Source organism: Nocardia asteroides, from assembly GCA_019930625.1.
Classification (GTDB): domain Bacteria; phylum Actinomycetota; class Actinomycetes; order Mycobacteriales; family Mycobacteriaceae; genus Nocardia; species Nocardia sputi.
On sequence record CP082844.1, the window covers coordinates 2,376,573 to 2,397,680 of the forward strand.

General features: G+C 66.5%; 20 protein-coding genes and 1 tRNA gene. 14 read left to right on the forward strand and 7 right to left on the reverse strand.

All coding sequences use genetic code 11. From position 1 onward, the window contains the following. Positions 1-44: 44 nt before the first annotated feature. Together K8O92_10755 and K8O92_10760 are read left to right on the forward strand one after the other, a co-directional pair. Entirely contained in the window at positions 45-359 is a 315-nt protein-coding gene (locus K8O92_10755; protein UAK34296.1) for a pilus assembly protein TadE, read from the forward strand. 326 nt (positions 360-685) lie between these two features. Further along, on the forward strand, positions 686-1,033 hold the full coding sequence (locus tag K8O92_10760) for a flp pilus-assembly TadE/G-like family protein (protein ID UAK35606.1): 348 nt from the start codon (positions 686-688) through the stop codon (positions 1,031-1,033). A 290-nt stretch (positions 1,034-1,323) separates the two neighbouring features. On the opposite strand, the gene K8O92_10765 is transcribed toward K8O92_10760, so the two are convergent. Continuing rightward, positions 1,324-3,774 (reverse strand): DEAD/DEAH box helicase, encoded by a 2,451-nt coding sequence (locus K8O92_10765; GenBank protein UAK34297.1) that lies wholly within the window; start codon positions 3,772-3,774, stop codon positions 1,324-1,326. A 370-nt stretch (positions 3,775-4,144) separates the two neighbouring features. Here K8O92_10765 and K8O92_10770 point away from each other — a divergent pair, with 370 nt between their 5' ends. From K8O92_10770 to K8O92_10800, 7 genes are all read left to right on the forward strand, one after another. Beyond that, on the forward strand, positions 4,145-4,351 hold the full coding sequence (locus K8O92_10770; GenBank protein ID UAK34298.1) for a cold-shock protein: 207 nt from the start codon (positions 4,145-4,147) through the stop codon (positions 4,349-4,351). 323 nt (positions 4,352-4,674) lie between these two features. Further along, the gene (topA, locus tag K8O92_10775; GenBank protein ID UAK34299.1) at positions 4,675-7,590 is read left to right on the forward strand and encodes a type I DNA topoisomerase; all 2,916 of its coding nucleotides are present in this window, start codon (positions 4,675-4,677) and stop codon (positions 7,588-7,590) included. Between the two features lie 37 nt (positions 7,591-7,627). After that, positions 7,628-8,134 carry a DinB family protein gene (locus tag K8O92_10780; protein ID UAK34300.1) on the forward strand — a complete coding sequence of 169 codons (507 nt, stop codon included), beginning with the start codon at positions 7,628-7,630 and terminating at the stop codon, positions 8,132-8,134. Positions 8,135-8,255: 121 nt separating this feature from the next. Beyond that, positions 8,256-9,461 carry a DNA polymerase III subunit delta' gene (locus tag K8O92_10785; protein ID UAK34301.1) on the forward strand — a complete coding sequence of 402 codons (1,206 nt, stop codon included), beginning with the start codon at positions 8,256-8,258 and terminating at the stop codon, positions 9,459-9,461. 62 nt (positions 9,462-9,523) lie between these two features. Then, positions 9,524-9,596, forward strand: a tRNA-Thr gene (locus K8O92_10790). Beyond that, the gene (locus K8O92_10795) at positions 9,561-9,929 is read left to right on the forward strand and encodes a hypothetical protein (protein UAK34302.1); all 369 of its coding nucleotides are present in this window, start codon (positions 9,561-9,563) and stop codon (positions 9,927-9,929) included. Before K8O92_10790 ends, K8O92_10795 begins: the two co-directional genes overlap by 36 nt. A gap of 406 nt (positions 9,930-10,335) precedes the next feature. Next, on the forward strand, positions 10,336-11,448 hold the full coding sequence (locus tag K8O92_10800) for an endonuclease/exonuclease/phosphatase family protein (GenBank protein UAK34303.1): 1,113 nt from the start codon (positions 10,336-10,338) through the stop codon (positions 11,446-11,448). A gap of 84 nt (positions 11,449-11,532) precedes the next feature. On the opposite strand, the gene K8O92_10805 is transcribed toward K8O92_10800, so the two are convergent. The 3 genes from K8O92_10805 to K8O92_10815 form a co-directional block, all read right to left on the reverse strand. Further along, complete coding sequence (locus K8O92_10805; protein UAK34304.1) at positions 11,533-11,724, reverse strand: DUF3072 domain-containing protein; 192 nt, start codon at positions 11,722-11,724, stop codon at positions 11,533-11,535. 85 nt (positions 11,725-11,809) lie between these two features. Next, positions 11,810-12,118: a helix-turn-helix domain-containing protein gene (locus K8O92_10810; protein UAK34305.1), complete on the reverse strand. Its 309-nt coding sequence runs from the start codon at positions 12,116-12,118 to the stop codon at positions 11,810-11,812. A gap of 70 nt (positions 12,119-12,188) precedes the next feature. Next, positions 12,189-12,923: a TVP38/TMEM64 family protein gene (locus tag K8O92_10815; protein UAK34306.1), complete on the reverse strand. Its 735-nt coding sequence runs from the start codon at positions 12,921-12,923 to the stop codon at positions 12,189-12,191. A 162-nt stretch (positions 12,924-13,085) separates the two neighbouring features. Here K8O92_10815 and K8O92_10820 point away from each other — a divergent pair, with 162 nt between their 5' ends. From K8O92_10820 to K8O92_10835, 4 genes are all read left to right on the forward strand, one after another. Next, complete coding sequence (locus K8O92_10820) at positions 13,086-13,895, forward strand: alpha/beta hydrolase (protein UAK34307.1); 810 nt, start codon at positions 13,086-13,088, stop codon at positions 13,893-13,895. Then, positions 13,892-15,160, forward strand: coding sequence for a SpoIIE family protein phosphatase (locus tag K8O92_10825; protein ID UAK34308.1), 1,269 nt, complete (start codon positions 13,892-13,894; stop codon positions 15,158-15,160). Before K8O92_10820 ends, K8O92_10825 begins: the two co-directional genes overlap by 4 nt. A 575-nt stretch (positions 15,161-15,735) precedes the next feature. Next, positions 15,736-17,310 carry an MFS transporter gene (locus K8O92_10830; protein ID UAK35607.1) on the forward strand — a complete coding sequence of 525 codons (1,575 nt, stop codon included), beginning with the start codon at positions 15,736-15,738 and terminating at the stop codon, positions 17,308-17,310. Then, positions 17,307-18,056: a hypothetical protein gene (locus K8O92_10835; GenBank protein ID UAK34309.1), complete on the forward strand. Its 750-nt coding sequence runs from the start codon at positions 17,307-17,309 to the stop codon at positions 18,054-18,056. The genes K8O92_10830 and K8O92_10835 overlap by 4 nt, the downstream gene beginning before the upstream one ends. A 38-nt stretch (positions 18,057-18,094) precedes the next feature. Here the strand turns inward: K8O92_10835 and K8O92_10840 are convergent, their stop codons facing one another. The 3 genes from K8O92_10840 to K8O92_10850 all read right to left on the reverse strand — a co-directional run bounded on the left by K8O92_10840 (position 18,095) and on the right by K8O92_10850 (position 20,335). After that, complete coding sequence (locus K8O92_10840) at positions 18,095-18,517, reverse strand: PPOX class F420-dependent oxidoreductase (GenBank protein ID UAK34310.1); 423 nt, start codon at positions 18,515-18,517, stop codon at positions 18,095-18,097. 118 nt (positions 18,518-18,635) lie between these two features. Next, positions 18,636-19,091: a hypothetical protein gene (locus K8O92_10845; protein ID UAK34311.1), complete on the reverse strand. Its 456-nt coding sequence runs from the start codon at positions 19,089-19,091 to the stop codon at positions 18,636-18,638. Between the two features lie 191 nt (positions 19,092-19,282). Continuing rightward, positions 19,283-20,335, reverse strand: coding sequence for an alpha/beta hydrolase (locus K8O92_10850; protein UAK34312.1), 1,053 nt, complete (start codon positions 20,333-20,335; stop codon positions 19,283-19,285). A 294-nt stretch (positions 20,336-20,629) separates the two neighbouring features. On the opposite strand from K8O92_10850, the gene K8O92_10855 reads away from it, so the two are divergent. Continuing rightward, on the forward strand, positions 20,630-21,082 hold the full coding sequence (locus tag K8O92_10855) for a DUF2752 domain-containing protein (protein ID UAK35608.1): 453 nt from the start codon (positions 20,630-20,632) through the stop codon (positions 21,080-21,082). Positions 21,083-21,108: the final 26 nt, after the last annotated feature.

Sequence of the window (21,108 nt, forward strand, 5' to 3'; positions counted from 1 at the left end):
GACAGCGTCGCGCCTCGCCGAGACTGCGCGACGACCGGGGAGCGGTGACGATCGAGGCCGCGATTGCACTGACGGCGGTCGTCGCGACCCTCGTGCTGTGTCTCGGTGCTTTGCTGGCGGCGTCGACACAGGTCCGCTGTGTCGACGCCGCCCGTGAGGCGGCCCGCCTCGCGGCGCGCGGCGATCATGCGAACGCCCTCCCGGCGGCGGAGCGCATCGCCCCACCATCGGCCGACATCGCCCTGCGCACCGACGGCGCTCGTGCCATAGCCGTGGTATCCGCCCGAACTCCGCTTCTGCCTCTGCTCACGCTCCGTGCCGAAGCGGTCGCAAACCTCGAACCGGGGGTCGCGAAGTGAAGGTGGTCCTGGCAGTCCGTTCCCTCACGTCCGTCGGCCCATCACGTCGGGGCGGGTTCGTCGGCGCGGTACTGCCGGAAGGAGCGAGTGGAGCGCGGAGGCTGCACGTCGACGTGGCCGACCACGCCATGCGCCCTGGGCAGTCCGATCCGAGGGTGGCTGTTCGGAGTGGAAGAAGTGTGTCGGCACACGCCCCGACCAGGGAAGACGAGTCCGGGATGACAGCGGGGGTGACGTGAATGGCCCGAGGAACGGGACCTGAGCAGGTCGCGGGCAGCGCCCGGCTCGAGCGGAGACAGCGCACGTCCTCTGGGGCCGGGCGCCGCATGTCCGCTGACGAGGGGTTGGCCACGGTGTTCGCGTGCCTGGCGCTCGTGGCGCTGATCGGGGTGACGCTCTTGATCGCCCAGGTCGGTGCCGTGGTGGTGGCGCGGCATCGGGCGCAGGCAGCAGCGGATATGGCGGCGCTGGCCGCGGCAGGCGCTTTGGTCGGAGGCGTCGACGTCGCATGCGGCGAGGCGACAGCGGTGGCACGCCGGATGGGCACGCGAATCCGCGAGTGCGACGTAGCGGATTGGGACGCCATGGTGACTGTCGAAAGGAATGTACCTATAGGTCTGTATGGGGGTCGCGACGTTCGAGCGAGCGCGCGGGCCGGACCAGTCGAAGAGTGAGAGAGTTCGATACACAGTCGCCCGCGCGTCGCTTCCGGTAGCGGGAAACGGTAATTCTACTGGCCGGTTAAAAAAGGCCTCGGTGCAATTCCCCGCGCGAGTCCGGATATGGAAAACGAATGAATGCGCATGTCCGCAATGGAGGCGGTGGCAATGATCTAGTTAACATGAATGTATTCCTTTTTATTCGGCAGAGGTGAAGCGGTGTCATTCCACTGGGAGATGTCCCAACCTTCCCAGCGTGCTCGCTGGCAAGGTCGACAATTGGTCACATGTCCGGCTCGGGCCCGTCACGAATGATGCGCAGCGTCTTCACCAGCGGACAGTTCGGCGAGTACGGCCGTGAGCAGGCGTCCCGCTGCGGCCTTGTGCAGCGGGTGGTTCCCATTGCCGCACTTGGGCGATTGCACGCAGGACGGACAGCCTGCCGCGCAGCCGCACGACTCGATGGCCGCCAAGGTCGCCGAAAGCCACTGTCGTAGCCGGGCGAACCCGCGTTCGGCGAAACCGGCTCCGCCGGCTTGGCCGTCGTAGACGAAGACGGTCGGCAGCCCGGTGTCCGGATGCTCGGCGGTGGACACGCCGCCGATATCCCAGCGGTCGCAGGTCGCCACCAGGGGCAACAGTCCGATCGCCGCGTGTTCGGCCGCGTGCAGCGCTCCGGGAACGTCCTGCGGTTCGATCCCGGCCAGCGCCAACAACTCCGGTGTCACCGTGTACATGACCGCCCTGGTGGGCAGTGTCTGCGGCGGGAGGTCGAGTTCGACCAGGTCGAGCACTTCCCCGGTGAGCAGCGTGCGCAGATAACCGATCACCTGGCTGGTGACCCGCACCCCGGCCAGGCTCACCGTCACGTGACCGTGAGCGCGGTGCTCGGTCACCACGTCGACGGCGATCGTTGTCACCTGACGTGCGCTGGTGGTCCACCCCGGCTCGGCGGCGTGCACGAAGGCCACGCCGTCGTCGAGATCCAGCTCGTCGACCACGTAGGTCTCGCCCTGATGCAGGTGAACGGCGCCTTGGTGCAGCGTCGCCCGTGCCCGCGCCGCGTCGGCGGTACCCAGGAGCCTGCCGGTCTCGCCGTCCACGATGGCCACCGGAGCGCCGATCCCGCCCCGGACGTCCACCGCGTCGTGCGGCTGCGTCTCGGCGGTCACGTACCAGCGCGCGCGGTCATCGGTGCCGCGCCGCCTGATCAGCCCTTTCGCGGCCAGCTCCGCCAGCACTTCGCGCGCGCCGAGTTCGTCCACCTCCACGTCGGTGAGCGGCAGTTCCAGCGCGGCGCACAGGAGTTGCGGACCCAGTACGTAGGGGTTGCGCGGATCTGTGATGGTGGCCTCGACCGGCTTGTCCAGCAATGCGTCGGGGTGATGGACCAGGTAGGTGTCCAACGGGTCGTCCCGCGCCACGAGCAGGACCAGCGACCCCTGCGTGCGTCGACCGGCCCGCCCGGCCTGCTGCCAGAACGACGCGACCGTTCCGGGGAAACCGGAGATGACCACGGCATCCAGTCCCGCGATGTCGACGCCGAGCTCCAACGCGTTGGTCGTCGCCGCGCCCAGCAGCGATCCGTCCGACAGGGCCGCTTCCAAGTCGCGCCGATCTTCCGCGAGATATCCCGCCCGGTAGGACGCCACGCGCGCGGCCAAGTCCGGATCGACCTCGGTCAACAGTCTTTTGGCGTCCATGGCGGTCAGCTCGGCGGCCCGGCGCGAGCGGACGAAGGTCAGGGTGCGCGCGCCTTCGGCCACCAGATCGGCCATGATCCGCGCCGCTTCCGCGGTGGCCGCCCTGCGCACCGGTGCGCCGTTCTCGCCGGTCACCGCGGTGAGCAGAGGCGGTTCCCAGAGGGCGACGGTCCGCGGCCCCTGCGGCGATCCGTCCCGGGTGACCGCGATGACCGGCGCGCCGATCAGACGCTCGGCGGCCGCCGCCGGTTCGGCCGTGGTCGCCGAGCAGAGCACGAACACGGGATCGGCGCCGTACCGCGCGGCGATCCGCCGCAGCCTGCGCAGCACCAGCGCGACGTGTGAGCCGAAAACACCCCGATAGGCATGGCATTCGTCGACCACCACGTAACGCAGCCTGCGCAGCACGCGTGCCCAGCGCTGGTGTGAGCGCAATATGCCCAGGTGGAGCATGTCCGGGTTGGTGAAAATCCATCGCGCGTTCGCGCGGACCCACTGCCGGATCTCGGCAGGCGTGTCGCCGTCGTAGGTGGCCGGATGGATGTCGCGCAACGGGCCTTCGTGAGTCAGGGTGCCGACGGCGCGCAGCTGATCGGCGCCGAGCGCCTTGGTCGGCGACAGATACAGCGCGGTGGCCTTCGAATCCGCTTGCAGCGCCGTCAGTACCGGGAGCTGGTAGCCGAGCGATTTGCCGGAGGCTGTCCCGGTGCTCACGACCACATGCAGGCCTCGAAACGCCGCATCCGCCGTCTCCGCCTGATGGCGCCACGGCGCGTCGACGCCCGTGTCGCGTAATGCCGCAATCACATCCGGCGATGCCCAAGCGGGCCAACCGGCGTGATCGGCGGCCCGGGCGGGCAGCTCGACCACATGGGTCAGCCGGGGGTCGTCATCCGGGACCCCGGTTAGGACACGATTCAGCAACGATGCCCCGTAGCCGAGTCCGGTTCGCAGCCGCGCACGCGGCGCCGAGTCCGCCGGATTCACGATGAGAACCCCGCAACACGCTCCGGAAGTGTGAAACGTGTGCGTCCGGGAACGTCCACCTGCCATTTCGATACCCAATAGCGACCTGGGTCACAGCTCCTTTGCTGTATGTCGACTCGGTTATCAGCAGGCAAACGAACCCCAAGTCCGGATTCCGCCATTGTCTCCCTCACCTGCACATTCGCAAGATCAACTTTTTTGCAAATTGTCGGTAACTCGACTGTTGAATTGCCCGAAGACATGGTTCACTGGTTCCTGGTCGCAAGCTTCTGTGTTCGAGGGACGGATCCAAAGTCCAAACCGTCAGCAGGATCGATGTTGCGAACGGTGTGCTTGGTGCTTTCCTGCAGGGGGAACCAACAGTACAGCGGTCACAACGGACCCGGTGGACGAACCCAGTTGTCCGCCGTTCCGGTAAGAAAAGAGAAGGAACAGAATGGCACAGGGAACTGTGAAGTGGTTCAACGCGGAGAAGGGGTTCGGCTTCATCGCGCCGGAGGACGGCTCCGCTGACGTCTTCGTCCACTACTCCGAGATCCAGGGTTCGGGCTTCCGCACCCTCGAGGAGAACCAGAAGGTCGAGTTCGAGGTCGGCCAGGGCACCAAGGGCCCGCAGGCCACCGGAGTGCGTGCGCTCAGCTGAGCGGCGCGAGATTCACAGCTCGTCCCTCACCACCGGTAACGGGGTGGGGGACGAGCTATATCTGGGGTGAGCACTGCCCGCGCGCGAACTGGCGGAACAGCCCGCCGAGCACGACGCGGCGAGAGTGCGGCGAACAGACAAGGCATACTGATTCGAACTGACGCGCGTACGCTCAGTGGTTCGAGTCGCAAGCAACTCGACCACACGCGGCGTCACGGTATAAACGTGTCTGGTGGCGATGTACAGCCGTCGCAGCCGCTTACCCCAGCCGCGCACAGCGGAAACAACGCAGCGCGGGTCGATAAGGAAAGGTGTATTCGCCGGTGGCAACACGAGACCGCGGTGCAGCCGACCAGGGCCGTCCCCTGCGTCGTCTCGTGATCGTCGAGTCCCCGACCAAGGCCCGCAAGATCGCGCCGTACCTCGGTCGTAACTACACGGTCGAGGCGTCGGTCGGGCATATCCGGGATCTGCCGCGAGGCGCGGCCGACGTACCGGCCAAGTACAAAGGCCAGTCCTGGGCGCGTCTCGGCGTGGATGTGGACAACGACTTCGAACCCATCTACGTCGTCAGCCCGGACAAGAAGGCCAAGGTCACCGAGCTCAAGAGTCTGTTGAAGGACGCCGACGAGCTCTATCTGGCCACCGACCCCGACCGCGAGGGCGAGGCGATCGCCTGGCACCTGCTGGAAACGCTCAAGCCCAAGGTGCCGGTCCGGCGGATGGTGTTCCACGAGATCACCGAACCCGCGATCCAGGCCGCCGCCTCGGACACCCGCGACCTCGACAACGATCTGGTCGACGCGCAGGAGACCCGCCGCATCCTGGACCGGCTCTACGGCTACGAGGTCAGCCCGGTGCTGTGGAAGAAGGTCATGCCGCGGCTGTCGGCGGGCCGAGTGCAGTCGGTGGCCACCCGGGTGATCGTGCAGCGCGAGCGCGAGCGGATGTCGTTCCGCTCGGCCGAGTACTGGGACATCGCCGCCAAGCTGGACGCCGGTAACGGCGAAGCGAGCGACGCCGCCAACCCGAGGACGTTCGGCGCGCGGCTGGTCGCCGTCGACGGGGCTCGGGTTGCCACCGGGCGTGATTTCGGATCGGACGGGCAGCTCAAAGCGAGCAACGGCGTCGTCGTGCTGGACGAGGGCTACGCGCGGCGGCTGGCCGAGGCGCTGGACGGCGCCGACCTGGTGGTCTCCTCGGCGGAGGCCAAGCCCTACACCCGCAAGCCGTATCCGCCGTTCATGACCTCGACGCTGCAGCAGGAGGCCGGTCGCAAGCTCCGCTTCACCTCCGAGCGGACCATGCGGGTCGCGCAGCGACTGTACGAGAACGGTTACATCACCTACATGCGTACCGACTCGACGACGCTGTCGGAGTCGGCCATCGCCGCGGCGCGCGCGCAGGCGACTCAGCTCTACGGCTCGGAGAACGTGCACCCGACCGCGCGGCAATACAACCGCAAGGTGAAGAACGCGCAGGAGGCACACGAGGCCATCCGTCCGGCAGGCGACACTTTCGCCACGCCGGGTCAACTGCACGCGCGGTTGGACAACGACGAGTTCCGCCTCTACGAGCTCATCTGGCAGCGCACCGTCGCCTCCCAGATGGCCGACGCCAGGGGCACCACGCTGACGCTGCGCATCACCGGCGTCGCGGGCACCGGCGAGGAGTGCGTGTTCTCCGCTTCGGGCCGCACCATCACCTTCCCCGGCTTCCTGAAGGCCTATGTGGAGAGCGTCGACGAGGAGGCGGGCGGTCAGTCCGACGACGCCGAGTCCCGGCTGCCTGCGCTCGAGCAAGGCCAGGCGGTCACCGCCGTCGAGCTGAACCCCGATGGACACAGCACGAATCCGCCCGCGCGCTACACCGAGGCGTCGCTGATCAAGACGCTCGAAGAGCTCGGCATCGGCCGTCCGTCGACGTATTCGTCGATCATCAAGACGATCCTCGACCGCGGCTACGTCTACAAACGCGGCAGCGCGCTGGTGCCGTCCTGGGTCGCGTTCGCCGTGATCGGGCTTCTGGAGGAACATTTCGGCAGGCTGGTCGATTTCGACTTCACCGCCGCCATGGAGGACGACCTCGACGCCATCGCGGGAGGACGGGAGCAGCGCGGAAACTGGTTGTCCAGCTTCTACTTCGGCGGCGATCACGGCGTGGAAGGCTCGGTCGCGCGATCCGGCGGTCTGAAGAAGATGGTGGGGGAGCGGCTCGACGACATCGACGCGCGAGAGATCAACTCCATCAAGCTGTTCAGCGATTCCGCCGGACGCGATGTCGTCGTCCGGGTCGGCAAGTACGGCCCGTACCTGGAGCGGATGGTCGCCGATCCCGATGACCCCGAGGGCAACTCGGTCTCGCAGCGCGCCAATCTGCCGGACGATCTCCCGCCCGACGAGCTGACGCCGGAGGTCGCCGAGAAGCTGTTCGCGACGCCGCAGGAAGGCCGGTCGCTGGGCATCGATCCCGAGTCGGGGCACGAGATCGTCGCCAAGGAAGGGCGTTTCGGGCCGTACGTCACCGAGATCCTGCCCGAACCGCAGGTCGAGGAGGGACAGGAACCGGCCAAGAAGACCGCGAAGAAGGCCGCGGCGCCCAAGCCGCGCACCGGCTCGCTGTTCAAGTCCATGGACTTGGCCACCATCACGCTCGATGAAGCGCTCCAGCTGCTGTCGCTGCCTCGGGTGGTCGGCACCGACCCGGCCAACGGTGAGGAGATCACCGCGCAGAACGGACGTTACGGGCCGTACCTGAAGAAGGGCACCGACTCGCGTTCGCTCAACACCGAGGACCAGATCTTCACCGTGACGCTGGAGGAGGCGCTGAAGATCTACGCGGAGCCCAAGCGTCGTGGACGCCAAGCCTCGAGCGCGGCCCCGCTGCGTGAGCTCGGCACCGACTCGGCCAGCGGCAAGCCGATGGTGATCAAGGACGGCCGCTTCGGCCCGTACGTCACCGACGGTGAGACCAACGCGACGCTGCGCAAGGGCGACGAGATCGAATCGATCACTCCCGAACGGGCCATGGAACTGCTCGCCGACCGGCGGGCGCGCGGACCGGTGAAGAAGACGGCCAAGAAGACCGCCGCGAAGAAGGCGCCCGCGAAGAAGACAGCGGCCAAGAAGGCGACTGCTTCGAAGACGGCAGCCAAGAAGGCGACCACCACGAAGACGGTGGCCAAGAAGAGCGCGGCGTCGAAGGCGGCGACCAAGAAGACCGGCGTCGGGAAGTCGTGAATTCTCTGTTCGTCGCATCGGCCGTAGCCTGAGCGCCATGAGTATCGAACCGGAGCGCGAAGATCTGATCGCAATGCTCGCCGACCAGCGTGCGCTCTTCCGCATCACCCTGCGTGGCATCGATGACGAGCAGGCGCGGCGGCGAACCACGGTGAGCGAACTGACCCTCGGCGGCCTGCTGCACCACTTGGTCAGCTGCGAAAGCCACTGGACCACGGTGATCGTGCAGCGCGATGAGAACGCGGAACTGGACGTCTCGAAGTTCGGCGGCGAGTACGTCATGGCGCCCGAGGAGACCGTGGCCGGACTGCTGGCCACCTGGGACGAGGTCGCCACGGCGACGGCCCAACTGATTCGCTCGGTGGACAGCCTCGACACCTCGATCCCCTATCCGACGGCGCCGTGGGCGCCGGAGCGAACCTGGCAGTCGGTGCGCTACACGGTGTTGCACATCCTGCGGGAGATCGCGCACCACTCCGGGCACGCCGACATCATCCGTGAGGCGTTGGACGGGGCGAACAGCACATCACAGCGCGTCTCCTAGTCAGGAGTCTGCCGAATGTCACCCGCACCGCCGTACGAGCGCGCTTTCTGCGCTGCTCGGTGTGGCCGGGGCCTGCCAGGATCGCGGTGAACTGTCGGTCGGGGCGGATAGGGTGGACGGCGTGGCGGGAGTCTTCGATCGGTTGGTCGGCCAGGAGGCGGTCGAGTCCGAGTTGACGGCTGCCGCCGTCGCGGCGCGCGGGGGCGTGGTCGAGGGCGCTATGACGCATTCGTGGTTGTTCACCGGCCCGCCGGGGTCCGGCAGATCCGTCGCTGCGCTCTGCTTCGCGGCGGCGTTGCAGTGCACCGACCCGGGGACACCCGGGTGCGGCAGGTGTCACGCCTGCACCACGACCATGGCGGGCACGCATGGCGACGTTCGCCGGGTCGTGCCGGAGGGGCTGAGCATCAGCACCAAGGAGATGCGCGAGATCGTGCAGGTCGCCTCGCGCAGGCCGAGCACGGGGCGCTGGCAGGTGGTGGTCATCGAGGATGCCGACCGATTGACCGAGGCTGCGGGCAATGTGCTGCTCAAGGTCGTCGAGGAGCCGCCGGACCGGACGGTGTTCCTGCTCTGCGCGCCCTCGGTGGATCCGGAGGACATCTCCATCACGCTGCGTTCCCGCTGCCGTCATGTGCACCTGGTGACGCCGTCGGTGCCCGCCATCGCGCGGGTGCTGCGGGAACGCGACGATCTCGACGAGAAGACCGCGCATTGGGCCGCCGCCATCAGCGGCGGGCACGTCGGCCGCGCCCGCAGGCTGGCCACCGACGAGGAGGCGCGAGCCCGCCGCAAGCGTGCCCTGGCTTTGGTCGCCGCAGTCGGCAAGCCCGGCGCGGCCTACGCCGCCGCCGACGAGTTGGTGCGCGCGGCCGACGACGAGGCCAAGCAGATGAGCGCGACCCGCGACGAACGCGAGCGCGAGGAATTGGCGACCGCGATGGGCGCCGGCGGCACCGGCAAGGGCGCGGCGAGCGCCACTCGGGGCTCCGCGGGCGTGCTCAAGGACTTGGAGCGGCGGCAGAAGTCGCGAGCGACCCGCACCGGCCGTGACGCGCTCGATCGCGCCCTGATCGATGTGGCGGGCGTCTACCGGGACGCGCTGGCCGTCCGATTCGGCGCCACCCGGCTCGGCTCCGGCGTCGCGCTCACCCACCCGGACCTGTCCGACGAGATCCACGATCTGGCCGAGCGGGTGCGCCCCGAGGGCCTGCTGAAGTCCATCGAGGCCGTCCTCGCTTGCCGCGAAGCCCTCGACCAGAACGTCAAACCCCGTTTCGCCCTCGCCGCCATGGCCGCCGCCCTCATCGCCGCCCGCGCACAGTGACCGTGACCACGCGTTTTCGCGATCGGGCCGCAAGAGGATAGACTCGCTTGGCCGCAAGGCACGCCGCCTTAGCTCAGTCGGTAGAGCGCTTCACTCGTAATGAAAAGGTCGGGGGTTCGATTCCCCCAGGCGGCTCAAACAAAGGCCAACATCGGGCCGGAGACCGGCGCGGTGCGGATCAACAAGGCATGCAACGTCGACGGCACCCGCACCGTCAATGTGCCGCTGGAAACCGTGGCGCGTGTGGCTCTGGCGCATCCGGGCGACGCGCTGCTGCCCCGCACCCGCAGCGACACACCCGGCACCGCCTACCACTTCTACAAGACCGCCTGGCAACCCGCGCCACGCCGCCTCGAGGCGCTGTCGCGCCGGGACTTCAGCTTGTTCACCAAGAAGGCCTGGGCGCGGTGCGGGCCCCGAACTGCTGCTGGCCTACTACGGCAGTGCGGTCAACACCTGATGCGGTAAAAGGCTGAGTCCCTACCCCTGCGCCACACCGGCATCTCTCGGAAGTTGCAGGACGGGGTGCCGCTGTTCGTCGTCTCCCGCGACGCCGGGCACGAATAGTGTGGATCTGGGGACACTCCGACGCCACGTCCATGATCGGGCCGGGTGGCGTACGTCGCCACCACCCACCACGGCACCCCATACACCCTGCTCTCCTACCGCGAGGGAGAACTCCAGCCCGCGACCCCACACGGACGAAATGGAGCCCGGGCGACTATGATCTCGACCGCCACAGAATTGGAATCGGCGTAGAGTTGCTCGAACTCGCCCGGCTCGCGGTCTACCGCACCCTCCAATGAAACGTCATGTGCCACAGTGATACCACTCCGTCTTACCGAATAGGTGAAATGATCGACCAGGTTGTGGTGTGAGCAACATCATCAGGGCGTGGCGAGCTTTGCGCGACATGCTGAGGAACGACCAGATACCGAACGCCGCGAGATCAGCGGCGCGTCTGCCCTCCAGCGGTGCGGACGGTTTGCGGTCTGTTGTGCGAACAGATATCGCCGCCGACGAGTCGCTCGCCACGGGGTTGAAACGTGCCGTGGACGACCCAGCTACGCCCGAGGTCGAATCGATCCAGGGGCGGGATCTGCCCGAACTGGCCGCCGCACGGGGCTTCGGCAGCAGCAGCGCCACCGATCCTCGGCGGCCTCTGCGTACCGGGACCTGGAATGTTGCCGGGCTGCAAACCATCAAGTCCCACGGCATGTGGGATTACAACCCGCGCGACGTCGACTACTTCGCCAAGGTGCTCAACAGTGTGCACCCTCCACCCGATGTCCTGCTCTTCCAGGAGGGGCAGGTCAGTCGGGCCTTCAACGAGATGTCGGTGGGCCGGGCCAGATCGGATCTACGCGAGCTGGCCAAATCGCTCGGTTACCCGCACATCCACGAAACCGTCATCTCCAGATCGCACATGTCCGCCGACCAAGACTTGTCCATGGCGATCATGAGCAAATTACCGTTCGAGCAGACATGGGCCCGGCGGATCCCGGATCCGGACCTGCCCCTGACCCTGTTCGGCGAGCCGGTCGATCCGCTGCCGCGGTACGTCCAAGGCGCGACAGTCTCCGGCATCACCGTCGTCAACGCGTTCCCCATACCATTGGGCGTCCTCGGACACGACTACGAAACCAGCGGAGGGGCACAGCATGCCGCACAGGTCGCCGAGACACTGCGATCAATGATCCAAGGCCCCACAGTGATCGGCGGCGACATCAACACCGCACGCCCCGAAGTGGTGTACAAGGACCACTTCGATGACATGGGTCTGAGTGCCGCCCTGCAACCCGGCACCAAAACCGTGCCCGGGTGGGACGGCTCACCCGATCAGGTGTACTCCACCCGCGAATTCGCTACCGTCGAAAGCCTTGTCGTCCCCACCCGTACCGACCATCATTTGATCTTGACAGATCTCGCCGTCACCGACCCCGATTTGCTCGAAGCCCTCAGCCGAACACGACAGTCACAACCGTAGACAACCGGCTCGCCACGAGCGGTGATGCCAGGCTGGACCGCTCGCGGCGAGCGCGTCTGAAGCGAGCTGCCCAACCGGGGACCGTCAGGAGCCGCGACCGGTGCGCTGCTGGAGTTCATTGATCAGCTGCGATGCCTCCGCCTTGGTCAGCCCCTTCGGCACCTCCTCGCCCGCCTCCTGGGCCAGGGTATTCAGATAGGACTCCTGCGGGCCGGTCATCGGCTCGTCGCCGGTGGTCCACTGGTCCGGATCCTTCTCCGGCTTCGGCTGCACCATCACCGCTCCTCCCGTTGGACAGAACAAGTGTTCGATCCGGGCCTACCCGGATCGTGGGATCTTCAATCACAGGTCGAGCCGTTGCCTAGAACACTTCGCCGAGGGTGCGCAGCAGGAGGGCGATCCGGTCCTCGTCCCGGCGGTAGTAGGTCCACTTGCCACGACGTGTGGCGGTCACGAGACCCGCCTGGCGCAGCAGGGTCAGATACTGCGAGGTGGTCGACGGGCTCAAACCGATACGTCGCTGGATGTCGCTGACGCACACACCGATCTCGACATCCTCCGGCTCTTGGCCGGGAAAGCTCATCGGATCTTTCAACCAGACCAAGATCTGGCGTCGCGACGGGTTCGACAACGCCTGAAATACCTGGAGCAATTCCTCCTCGGACAGCACTCCCGCATCCTAGTCATGTTGAAGATTCGCGAAATGTGGATACACAATCGTGGGGTGACGCAAAGCCAATTCATTCGCCGGATTCCGGGCCACGATCCGGCACCGCTTCGAGCTCTGGGCGTGCACCATGGCCACGCCAGTTCCGGTATCCGCGATGCGCGGCAAAGGCTCCGATGATCGCGGTGACGCACCACACGGCGATCGCGGTGTAGGCGAGAGGCGCCGAAAGCTCACCTATCGACGCGCCGAGCGCGGTATAGACGAATGCGCGTGGTGCGGATCCGATGAACGAGCCGACGATCATCTGCCACAACGGGACTCCGAACGTGCCGAAAACGTATGACGCCAGCGCATCCGAGATGCCGGGGACGAAGCGCTGGCCGACGACGGCCCACAGGCCACGCCGTTCGATCCGTGCGTCGATGCGATCGGCGCGCTCGCTGCCGAGCAACTCGCGCGCACTATCGCGGCCCGCCCGCCGTCCGAGGAGGTTGGTGATGGTCGCGGTGCCCACCGCCGCGCCCAGCGTCACGAACGTCCCGGTCAGCGGCCCGAACAGCAGGCCGCTCGCACCGGCCAGCAACGGGCCCGGAACGAAGATCGCGCCGAGTACAGCCGATGCCGCCACGTAGACCAACGGCGCCGCCGGCCCCGTCGCCGCGATCATGCCGCGCACCTCGGCGAGGTCGATCACCCGTGCGACGGCGACGAGATAGAACATGCCGAACAAGACCACGGCGAACAGCGCCAGCCGCCCGATGTGCCACCGTCGGCTGGTAGGTGAGGAAACCTCGTTGTCGGTCATGGTGAGTGCAATCCTGCCGCACGCCGCCCGCACCCTCGAATCGACGCGGATGCGGTGACCAGCCCGTACCGGGCCGCGCACTCCGAGTCGCCCTACCGTCCGGGACAGGCAGAACCGGCCGATGGGTGAGCATCCGGACAAATTTTCTGCGAGGGTGTGTATATGGAGGTATTGGCCAGGAACCACGTGACTGTGAGCGGCAAGACCGGCGCGCCGGTGGTCGTACTCGCTCATGGCTTCGGGTGCGACCAGAACATGTGGCGGCTGGTCGTACCGACCCTGGAGCGTGATTTCACCGTCGTGGTGTTCGATCATGTCGGCGCGGGCCGCTCGGATCTGTCGGCGTGGAGCGCGCGGCGATACTCCAGTATGGACGGCTACGTCGAGGATGTGCTCGCGGTTATTCGCGACCTGGCGCTGGGGCCGGTGGTCTTCGTCGGGCATTCGGTGAGTGCGACGATGGGCGTGCTCGCCGCCGCACGCGAGCCCGCGGCGTTCGCCGGACTCGTATTGCTGGCTCCCTCGCCGTGCTTCATCGACGATCCTGCCACCGGGTACCGGGGTGGTTTCAGCGCCGACGACATCGAGGAACTCCTGGAGGCGCTCGATTCGAACTATCTGGGCTGGTCGGGTGCGATGGCGCCCGTCATCATGGGCAACCCGGAACGTCCGGAATTGGCCGAGGAACTCACCAACAGTTTCTGCCGCACCGATCCGGAGATCGCGCGCGTCTTCGCCCGTGTGACGTTCCTGTCGGACAATCGGGCCGACCTCTCCGCGGTGACCGTACCCACCTTGGTTCTGCAGTGCTCCGACGACGCCATCGCCCCGCTCGAGGTCGGCTCCTTCGTGCACGAACAAATCGCAGGCAGCCGACTGGTCACCCTGACGGCGACCGGCCACTGCCCTCAGCTCAGTTCACCGGCGGAGACCGCCGCCGCCATCGCCGCCTTCGCCCGCGAGACCGGATGACCAGCGCGGCGGGCGGCCGAGACTGTGGCAGGAATCGCGGAGACCTCGAAGCCGGACACGATGACGACGCGGCGTTCGCCGCGTTGCTCGAGGACAGCGTCGAGGACCTGTACGAACACGCGCCCTGCGGATACCTGTCCACCACGCTGGACGGCCGCCTCGCCAAAGTGAATGCCACACTGCTCGGCTGGCTGGGCTATCGGCGCGAGGAACTGGTCGGCCGTAAACAGTTCTCCGACCTGCTCACCGCGGGAGGTCGCCTCTACCACGAGACGCATTTCGCTCCCCTGCTTCGGATGCAAGGCGAAGTCCGCGGCATCGCCCTGGAGATGAAGGCCGCCGATGGGCGACGACTACCCGTGCTGGTGACCTCCATCGTCAAGACCGGCAGCCACGGACAGCCGCTGCTGATTCGTACCACCGTCTTCGATGCCCGCGAGCGCCGCGCGTACGAGACCGAACTGCTGCGGGCACGGCGCGAGGCCGAGCAGGAGCGCGAGCGCCTCCAGCGTCTGAACGCCACTTTGCAGACCACACTGCTACCACCTGAACTGCCGCAGGTCCCCGGTCTCGAGGTCGCCGCGTACTACCACATCGCCTCGGCCGACGAGGTCGGCGGCGACTTCTACGATCTGTTCCCCATCTCCACGGACATCTGGGGAATGTTCCTGGGCGATGTCTGCGGCAAAGGCGCTCCCGCCGCTGCCCTCACATCCCTGGCCCGATACACCCTGCGCACGGCCACCGCCTACACCCGCGATCCGGCCGAAGTACTGGACACGCTCAACACCGCGCTCACCGAGCGCTACCACGGACACAACCCTCGGTTCTGCACGATCATCTTCGGACTGATCGAACCCACTCCCGATGGCGGGGGTTGCGAGATCACCTTGGCCAGTGGCGGACACCCGCCGGCCCTGCTCTTGCATTCCCACGGCGCCGTGGAGGAATTGCATACCCGCGGTGGTCAGCTCATCGGGGCGATCCCGCACGCTCAGATCGTCACCAGGAGCGCACGCCTGGAAGCCGGAGACACCTTGCTCCTCTATACCGACGGACTCACCGAAGCTCGTACGGAGGCCCACGGTGGTCGCTACGGCGACCAAGCCCTCGTCGATTTCGCTCGGGGACTCGCGCCTGTCACGGCTTCCGGTGGCGTCGCAGCCATCCGAGAACTGCTGCACTCCTTCGGATCCGGAGTGGAGGACGATACCGCCGTTCTCGCGATCCACGCGCTACCCCCTTCGCAGAGCACGACGCGCTGATCCCGAGCTGGGATACCGCGCCGCCGCGAGATCGGGGGCTCCTTGTGGGGCACAAGTAGATCCGCGCGGCCGTGTCACAGAGCCGTCACCTGCTGGAACGCCACTTGGCCGAAATGGGAACGGCCACATGTGTTTAGTGAGCCGTCGAATAGTGGCACAATTCATAGCGAACCAATATTCGCGTAACCCGGGCGTAACCATGTTCCGCTCAGGGCGGTGAGGAGGGACGTCAGTCCAGATGGGGAGACGCACACGCGCGACGCCTCCGCGCCCGGATGGCCACCGTCGCCCGGCGCCACGCTCCGGACGCCGAAGGGGGGAGTTTGTGCGCCCTGCACGAGCCAGGCCGGCCCGGGGCATGAGCTCGTGCAAGACGAGTCGCACCCATCGGCTTCGCGTGCTGCCAGGCCCGTCCGAGCCGAGATCTCGCCGATGTCGAGAAGAGGCGGTGAATATCGACTGATCCCGCCACCCTCACGCAGGGGCATGGACGGACTGGCTAATTCTCGAGTCGAGGTGATCATCAAATGTTGGAAACGCAAACCAAGGTAGTTCGAAGTCTGGTTCCCGCCCGGATGGACCGGCTTCCGTGGACCAGGTTTCACTGGCTCATCGTCGTCGGTCTGGGCGTCTCCTGGATTCTGGACGGGATCGAAATCCAGATCGTCAGCAGCATGGGCGGACCGCTACAGGACGCGGATGCGCTGCATCTGACCTCCGGTCAGGTCGGCGCGATGGCGTCATGGTACCTGGCCGGTCAAGTCGTCGGCGCACTCGTGTTCGGCCGCCTCACCGACCGGCTCGGCCGCAAGAAACTGTTCATCCTGACCTTGGCCATCTATCTCCTCGGCAGTGGATTGGCCGGGTTCTCGTGGAATGCGTGGTCGCTGTACTTCTTCCGGTTCATCGCGGGTATGGGAATCGGTGGAGAATACACGGCGATCAATTCGGCGATCGACGAGATCATGCCGTCCAAGTATCGCGGCCGGGTCGACATCGCGATCAACGGCACCTATTGGGGCGGAGCGGCTCTGGGAGCGGCGGCCAGCCTGGTCCTGTTCAACGAACGTTTCATCCCGACCGGCTGGGGATGGCGCATCGGTTTCTTCATCGGGCCCGTCCTCGGGCTGATCATCATCTTCCTGCGCAGGCACATCCCGGAGAGCCCGCGCTGGCTGCTCACTCATGGACGGGCCGAGGAAGCCGAGCGGACCGTCGACGAGATCGAAGCGCAGGTTCGGAGTCGAGGAATCGAACTTCCTCCGGTCGACGAGAGCAAAGCCTTGGACGTCGTGGACGCGGGTCGGCTCTCCTATGTGCAGATGGGTCGGATCTTCTTCGGAAAATATCCTTCCCGTTCCTTCCTCGGCTTCACGATGATGGCCACACAGGCGTTTCTGTACAATGCGATCTTCTTTACCGTCGGATTGGTGCTGATCAACTTCTACAATGTGCCGGCCCACCATACGGGTTATTATTTCTTCCCCTTCGCGGTCGGCAATCTGATCGGCCCTCTGGTGCTCGGCCCGCTCTTCGACAGCATCGGCCGCAGAAAGATGATCTGCGCGACCTATGTGGGGTCCGGTTTTCTGCTCTTCATCTCCGCTTGGGCGTTCAACGCGGGTATTCTCGACGCAACCACGCAAACCATCTTCTGGTGTGTCATCTTCTTCTTCGCTTCGGCGGGGGCGTCCTCCGCTTATCTCACGGTCAGCGAGATCTTCCCGCTGGAACTGCGTGGTCAAGCCATCTCGTTCTTCTTCGCCATCTCGCAGGGCGTGGGTGGGGTCATCGCCCCGTTCCTCTTCGGCCACCTGGTGGGCGGCGCCGAGAACCCGAGTCCCGACCGGTTTCCGCTCACGGTCGGTTACCTCATCGGCGCCGGATTCATGATCTTCGGTGGCCTGGTCGCCTGGTTCTTCGGAGTGAACGCCGAAGGCCGGTCCTTGGAGGACATCGCAGATCCACTGTCGATAGCTCAACCATCGAAAACGGCTTTCGGCGTAGCCCCCGACGAGGTGAGCGGCGACAGCTCGCAAGCCCCCGACATGAAGGGCCATCAGGAACCGGCAACGATCGGTAAACCTTCAGCATCCAACGAGCCGATATCTGACGGTTCATCATCTATCGATTCACTGAGCAGGGAATGACGGATATGGTGCAGCCGACTCCGTGGGGGGCAAGCAAGAATCAGAACCGGCAGGCAGGCTCACCGATTCGCGCAACGGGTGGCGGCCGAAAGCGGCGGGTCGACGCGGAGAAACTGCGGGCGCGGGTCCGACCGCTCGTCACTCTGCTCCGAGACAACTCGGGTTATCTGTTGGCCGCGGTGGGCTGCCTCATCACCTTCACCCTGTTGTTCAAGCCGTGGCTGACCACAGGCGGACCCGACGGCACGATCTGGAGCAATGCCTTCGGCCAAACCCATATCAGCACTACGCTCGTGGGTCTTTGGTCGCAGAAGCCGCCCGCCCACTCCAATCTCAGTGGCAAGTGGGCGATTCTCGCCACCATCGCGATCTTCCTCACCGTGCTCGCCGCGTTGGCGAATCTCTGGGCCCGCACCGAAACGCTGGCTCGTTTGACGACGGGTTCCGCGGTGGCGGTGGCGCTTTTCGTCGCTTTCACCCTGGTCTATCTCAACGGAAAGGGGCCGGAACTGCGCTCCATGATCGGGTCCGGCCCTCCCACCGACCTCGGGACGCAGGCCGGCTTCGTGATCCGATGGGCTTCGGGCAACGGGCAATACCCGCTACCAGGGCTGCGAAAGGTCGAGTTCTCCACCGCGAAGCTCACCGGTGACGCGCTACTGGCAGGCGCGACGGCGATGTTCTCGGCGGTGGCGGCTATCGCGCAATGGGTTCGGAGACTGAAGGCGCGTCGCCGCTCCGGCTGAGGTCGGACTCGGCCGGAGCGACTCGGCGGGAACGCAGCTCAGGAAGCCCAGGGACCGATGCCGCCAACTTTCTCGATCCGAATACGGGTGAGGTAACCGGGCGGGGCGTCCGCGGGCGGAAATGTGACGTTCGGACTGGCCAAGGTCTTGGCGAGTTCTTTCAGCAACTCCGGTGCGCCGCCCTCCACGACGCGCGCGGTGCCGATGATCGACAGATACGGGCGCATCACCTCGCCCCGTTCCGGGGAGAGGATGGTCACCGCGACGCGCGGGTCACGGCGGACGTTGCGGATTTTCTGGTAGACGCCCAAGTGGGCGGTGACGAGCTCGTCGCCGTCCGGTGTCGACTGCAATGCCACCCAGACGACCGATACCTGTGGGCTGCCGTCCGGATTGATCGTGACCAGCGTGGCGTCGGCACCGGGCCCGATGAGTGCGCGAGCCTCGTCGTCGAGTTTCATATGTCGTTCTACGGCTGGCGCCGCGCTTTCATTCCCGCACCGGTTTCCGCTCTCCGCTCGTACGCCGTCCGGCACATGCCCATCGGGCGAAATCGTCGAGCTACGGCTGCCGTCCCTGCTACGTGACGACGAACACTCCCTTTCCCGGAACGTGTGGCAAGTTGGTCGCGATCAGTACTTCCACCCGGCCGAGGCCGGAGGGGAGGCCGAGCGGCACCCACGCACCGGCGACGTTCTCTTTGGTCGGTGTGTCGTCGGCGACCCAGAACGTGGGAAGGGTGCCCAGCACGCCGGTGTCGGAGTTCTGCCACGACACCGTGACCTCTACGCCGCAGGCGCCGCCGGGCCGGTCGGGCGTGAAGACGAACTCCGGACGGATCCAGAGCGTGGGAGTACCGGAGGAGTTGCGGTCGGGGTCGTAGTGGGCCGTGATCATGCCGATACCGGCACCGCCGCCGCCGCAGAGCGTTCGTGCCGCTGGGACGCCACGGGGGAGGGCGGAGGCCGCCGGGGTGGTCACCGCGACTGCGCCGATGGCCAGAGCCAGGACTGCTAGGCCGTGCCGGACTTTCACCGATGCTCCCTTCGCCGGAACCGAACTGTCTGTCTGCTGTGTCGACAGGGACTGGCTGCATGTTAACGGCAGGCGGGTTGAGGGAGTGTTATTCGAACTGAAAGCGCTCGAATCTCCCGGTGGCGGCGGCGTTGCGGACCGTTGTCCTGGACCGGGCGCCGTTGACCGGCCCAGGAGAACGGTCTCCGGGGTCAGCCGGCGACTGCGGAGCGCAGGTGGGCGCGCTCGGCGATGGCCGCCAATTCCGCGTTGAAGCGGTCGGCGGCTTCGATATTGCCGAGGTGGCCGGTGGGCCACACGTGGTACGCGGCCAGGTGGCCGGTCTCGGCGAGCGCGTCGGCGATGCGGCGCGACATGCGTTCGGGCAGCAAGCGGTCGTGCGCGCCCGCGATCACCGTGGTGGGCACGGTGAGGGACGCGGCGGCTTCGGCGAGATCCATGTCGGCGAGCGCGGCGGCATGCCTGCCGCGGGTGAGCGGTCGGCACGACCGCACGATGCCCAGCGCGAATTCCACCTGATCCGCGGTCGCGTGCGGGGTCATCACGCGCGCCTTGAGCAGCGCGCTGGCCGGCCAACCGCCCGGTAACGGGACCGGCGCGGTGAGCAGCGTCTCCGCGACGATCATCGGCATCCGCACGGTGGCCCCGAGCACGGTGATCGGCCGATCCGCCAGGGTGAGCGGCTTGTTCAGCAGCGGAAGCAAGTCGGTGTCGTAGCGGATGTTGCCCGAGGAGCTGTTCAACAGGACGGCGGCGGCGGCCTGCTTACGGACCTGTTCCGTATGGCGAGCGGCCCAGGCCTGAATGGTTATTCCGCCCATGCTGTGGCCGACCAGCACGGCGCGCTGCCCGGGCCGGAGGGTGGCGTCCAGAATGGCCGACAGATCGTCGGCCAGCGACTCTTTGCTGGGGGCGGCCTTGCCGAGCTCACTGGCGCCGTGGCCGCGCTGGTCGTAGCAGACCACGCGGTATCGGTCGGCGAACGCGTTGATCTGCGGGTTCCAGTACTCGATACTGCAACTCCAGCCGTGGATGAGGACGATGACATCGCCGTCGGCCGGACCGTAGGCGTGTACGCGCAGGCGAGCGCCGTCCTTGGTGGTGACCGGGATAACCGCGTGGCGGGCGGTGGGGGCGTTCAACGACGCCGTCCGGAAGGTGCGGGACCGCAGTCCGGCACGGTAGTCGGCGGTCAGCGCACCGTCGTACGCGTCCGCCAGCGTCCTCATCGACTTCACCAGCATCGAGCACTCCTTTGTGTCCACCGTCACCGTACAGTGCAAGCAGAGTGCTTGCTAGTGCTAGCGCTGTATGACGGGATGTCCTGGCTTGTACCAGGGAGTACCCCGGATTCGGTCGGGCTAAAGATCATTCCTACCCAAACATCGCCCGCGATGAACCGAGCGTTTCGGGCCGGGCGGGCCGGGGTTCGAGTTGGCCGACCCGTCCGGCAACGTGCTGCGGTTCGCGCAGCCGAAGTAGCGCCGCGCTGCTGTGGCGTCCCCGCTCACCGCCCGGTTACGGTTGAGTTCGTGGACATCGCGCATACTTCCTCCGGCCCCGCGGCGGACCCGGGAACCGAGCCGAGGACCGGGTGGCGCGGGGCGGCTGTTCCCCTGCTCGTGGCGGGCGTCGGGGTGGGTGTCGGCGTGCTGCTGCACCTGCGTGATCCCCACGTCGAAGGCTCCTATGGCACCTGCCCGGTATACGCGCTGACCGGCTGGTACTGCCCGGGTTGCGGGGGGATGCGCGCGGTGCACAATCTCACCGACGGGCAGGTTCTCGACGCCCTGCACAGCAACTTGCTCGCGATTCCGCTGATTCTCGCGTTCGCTGTGTGGGTGACGGACTGGACCGTCCGGGCTTGGCGTGGCCAGAAGATGCGGCTGCCCTCGATCAGCAAGACCACCATGTGGACCTTCTTCGCATTGCTCGCGATCTACACCGTGGTGCGCAATACGCCGTGGGGAACCCTGTTCACACCGGTGTAACAAGCCGGTATGCGGGCACCCCGAGG